General features: G+C 65.2%; 4 protein-coding genes and 2 tRNA genes. All 6 read right to left on the bottom strand.

Annotation, left to right across the window (positions count from 1 at the left end; translation table 11 throughout):
- A partial coding sequence (locus EN781_RS28635; protein WP_127400559.1) for a beta-ketoacyl-ACP synthase occupies positions 1-805 on the bottom strand: 805 nt, incomplete at its 3' end.
- Between the two features lie 55 nt (positions 806-860).
- The gene (locus tag EN781_RS28630) at positions 861-1,142 is read right to left on the bottom strand and encodes an acyl carrier protein (RefSeq protein WP_126054139.1); all 282 of its coding nucleotides are present in this window, start codon (positions 1,140-1,142) and stop codon (positions 861-863) included.
- A 176-nt stretch (positions 1,143-1,318) separates the two neighbouring features.
- Positions 1,319-2,461 carry a slipin family protein gene (locus EN781_RS28625; RefSeq protein WP_189347907.1) on the bottom strand — a complete coding sequence of 381 codons (1,143 nt, stop codon included), beginning with the start codon at positions 2,459-2,461 and terminating at the stop codon, positions 1,319-1,321.
- Positions 2,462-2,812: 351 nt separating this feature from the next.
- Positions 2,813-2,888 (bottom strand) — tRNA-Arg (locus EN781_RS28620).
- A 2-nt stretch (positions 2,889-2,890) separates the two neighbouring features.
- Positions 2,891-2,964 (bottom strand) — tRNA-OTHER (locus EN781_RS28615).
- Positions 2,965-3,184: 220 nt separating this feature from the next.
- Positions 3,185-3,576, bottom strand: a 392-nt coding sequence (locus EN781_RS28610; RefSeq protein WP_127400558.1) for a histidine phosphatase family protein, incomplete at its 5' end; no start/stop codon positions are given.

Here is a 3,576-nt window from a genome sequence, read left to right as displayed (position 1 = left end):
CGATGGGGCCGAGCTCGGCGTAGATTTTGCGCCCCCGGCTCGTCGCGTGCTCGCGCTGCTCCAGCACCAGGAAGGCGCCGCCGGATCCGGTCACCACGCCGCCGCCTTCGCCGTCCTGCCTTTGCCAGACAGGCTTCCAGTTGCCACGATGCAGGTAGCCGGCGAGTTCATAGCCGAGCAGCATGTCGGAATGTTCGGTCTGGAAGGCGCCGCCGACCAGCACATGCGTCGACTGTCCCGAGCGGATGCGCGCGGCGGCCGTCTCGACGGCGGCGACGCCGGCGCCTTCCTCGCCCATGAAGGTGCGGGAGGAACCGGTGACCTTGTGGACAATCGAGATGTTGCCGGCCAGAAGATTGGACAACTGGGCGAGGAACAGCGTCGGGCGCAGTTCGGTGGTCAGCTTCTCGTTGAGCAGCACGTCGCGGTCGTTGCGGCTTTCGGAAGCGGCGAGGATCGCGGCGTCGACCGCCTCGTCGCGCTCGCCGCCGCCGGCCGCCACCACCATGTCCATGGTCGCGCAGAGCTCGTCATTGCCCTTGATGCCGGCATCGTCCAGCGCCAGACCCGCGGCATAGGTGCCGAGCCGCTGCCAGGTCTCCATCTGCCGCTGGTCGCCGCGCTTGGCGATCTGCAGGTTCCAGTCGACCTCCGGCAGCGGATGAATGGTGTAGGGCGCAAAGCGCGCGGCATCGAGCACCGGCTCGAGGCCGGGCTGGGCGAGTTTCTGCCAGTGGGCATCCGGACCCTCTCCCAGCGAGGAGACAAGGCCGATACCGGTGATGAGGAGGTCGGGGGGGCTCAGGGGCGGCTGTTTGGGGTCAGCGGGCAGGGCACGTCAAGGCCGCGCCCGAACCGCCTCAGGCGTTCTTGGCCGCGACCAGCGCGTCGATCTTGGCGCACAGGTTCTTCATGACGAAGTAGTCGTCGGTCGAGGCCTTGCCGTCATTGACCTCCTGCGTCCACTTCTCCAGCGGCACCTTGATGCCGAATTCCTTATCGATGGCAAAGACGATGTCGAGGAAATCGAGGCTGTCGATGCCGAGATCGTCGATGGTGTGGCTTTCGGGGGTGATCGTCTCGATATCGATCTCGCTGGTGTCGGCAATGATCTTGGCGACTTTGTCGAACGTGGTGGACAAGGGCTCTTCCTTCGGTTGCGGGCGGAATCTGTCCGCATCTTGTTTGGGCGCTGTCTAATCGGTTTTTCCGGGCAGGAAAAGGGCTGATAAGCCCGGTGCAGATGGGATGCTGGCTTTCGAAACGCAAGAAGGGCCGCCGGATTGCTGGCGGCCCTTCCCGTTGACGCTACGTCAGCTCAGCTGTCGCGGAGCTTGACCAGGTCGTTCAGCAGCCCGCCCGTCCCGTTGTGGACGGTCAGCCGCTCGACCTTGCCGGCGATGGCCTCCAGAGCCTCGAGCTCCTTCAGCCGCAGCATCACCGGGTTCTCGGCCATCACCTTGGCCGTGTTGAGGAGCGAACGCGTGGCGTTCGTCTCCTCGCGGCGGCGGATGACGTTGGCCTCGGCCTGCTTCTCGGCCGAAACCACCTGGTTGAGGATCTCGCGCATCTCGCCCGGCAGGATGACATCCTTGAGCGCGATATCGCTGACCTCGACCCCGATCTCGGCCATGTCGGCGCGGACCTTGGCCGCCGCCTCCTCGTCGACCGTCACCTTCTTTTCAAGAATCTGGTCGAGCGTCAGCGCGCCAAGCGTCTTGCGGAACGCGTACTGCAGGGCGCGGTAGAGGGCTTCAGAGAAGTCCTTCACCGCGCTCACCGCCTTGACCGGATCGAGGACCCGGTATTCGGCGGCGATGTTGACGCGGATCGTGACGCGATCCTTGGTCAGCACTTCCTGCCCGGCGACGTCGAGCGACTGGCGCTTGAGGTCGACGACCTTCATCTGCACCATGCGCCCGACGTTCCAGAAGCCGTGCACGCCGGCGGCAAGCGTCCGCGCCAGCGCCCCGTCGACGAACAGCAGTCCGGCCTGACCGTCGACCACCGGGTGAACGGACATCAGTTCCGTCTTGCGGGCCTGGCCGAGCCGGCGCATGAGAGCCGGATCGATCGCAAGATCGGCCGACGTGTCGACCAGCGTTACCTTCCACGGGCCGGCATCCGTCCACAGCACGAGCTTGCGATCCGGCGCCAGGACGGCATGGAGGTTGCCGTCACGCTCGATGACGGCGACATCCGTACGCCCGGTGCGAACGACGGTGAAATGACGCGCGGCCACCTCCGGGAGCTTGTCGAACAGCGCCTTCTCGTAGGCCGAAACGAATTCCGGGTTCTTCAGATCGTGCCGGGACACTTCAAGGCGCCCGCGCCGGTTGGCAAGCCAATGCTCGCCCGGCATCAGGACAGCCTTGATCTCCCCCTTGTAGAGGGTGACGGCCCGTTCGTTTTCCTTAACAAGGACGCGCTCGCGCCCAAGAACCTTGTCGAGAATGGTCATTGTCTTCACTCCTGTCGGGCATGGCCCCATGCGAGGCGTCAACTCATGCGTCGATCATCCTTTTCGTTTCTCGGTTCCTTTCCCGGCACGAATGATCCGGAGACCGGTGGCATCGCCAGGCAGCGGGCCGTCGGGAGCGGATCGCGAGACAGCGAAGCGGGCGCCGGAGGCCTTGGCCTCCCTTGCCGGCGACACTGCGCCTTGATCGTCACCGCGGGCCTGGCCGCGAGCCGATGGCGTCGGACCTTTCGATGCGGCCTTGGCCGAAGGCCTAGGCCGTCCGTCAGGTCTTTCGCATTCCGGTCCCCGGACCGATTTTTCCGAATAACACCGTGACAGGGTGGCTTGGCTTGGAAGGCCAATGGAGAAGGATTCGAACCTTCGACCGTCAGATTCGCGATCTGATGCTCTACCCAACTGAGCTATCCGTGGTGCAGACAGCAGGATTCGAACCTGCGACCTCCGGACCCAAATCCGGTGCTCTCCCCCTGAGCTACATCCGCGATCCCAACCTCCGAAACGGCGCCGTACACAGGGCGGCAGAGCCGCCTGCGCGGGCGGAGGCAAAAGCTCCAACCGTTGTGCTCGCTTCGGTTTTCGTGACCGGGAGCGCGCCTATAGACCCTGCGACGGGTTGTCGCAAGCGGCATTGTCGCGGCGGATTTGCGGCTTCTTTCGGTAGTGGCATTTCGGCAACAGATGCCGCCGCCGATCGCGGCCTCGTCAGAAGGTGACGCGGCCAAGCACTTTGAGGCCGTCGCCCTGCGGCTCGACGACCACCGCCTCGCCTTCGCGGGGCGTGACGCCGGTCAGCGCCACGATGTTCTCCAGATGGGTGACCAGCACCAGATTGTCGGAACCGGAATAGCCGCGGATCTCGGCCATGATTGCCGCGAGCTGCGCGGCCTTTTCCGCAGGGTCGGTCTTCAGGAGGTCGAGCGGCGCGAAGGGCTCCGGCTCAGCCTCGAAAGCGATGCGGGCGGTGTCGAGGCAGCGGCAGTAACGGCTGGAGAGCACGCGCTCGATGGGCGCGGCACGGGCAGCGAATAAAGCGCCGATCCGGCTTGCCTGTTGCTGGCCGCGCGCCGAGAGGTTGAGCTGGGTCGGGCATTGGG

It is taken from the genome of Mesorhizobium sp. M4A.F.Ca.ET.090.04.2.1 (assembly GCF_003999085.1).
GTDB lineage: Bacteria > Pseudomonadota > Alphaproteobacteria > Rhizobiales > Rhizobiaceae > Mesorhizobium.
The sequence above is the reverse complement of the archived record's forward strand: the minus strand, read 5'-3'. Positions and strand labels throughout refer to the sequence as shown.

What these genes read in the sequence shown, in the direction of transcription:
- EN781_RS28625 (WP_189347907.1), bottom strand. Translation starts at nt 2,461, where the DNA reads ATGACCATTCTCGACAAGGTTCTTGGGCGCGAGCGCGTCCTTGTTAAG.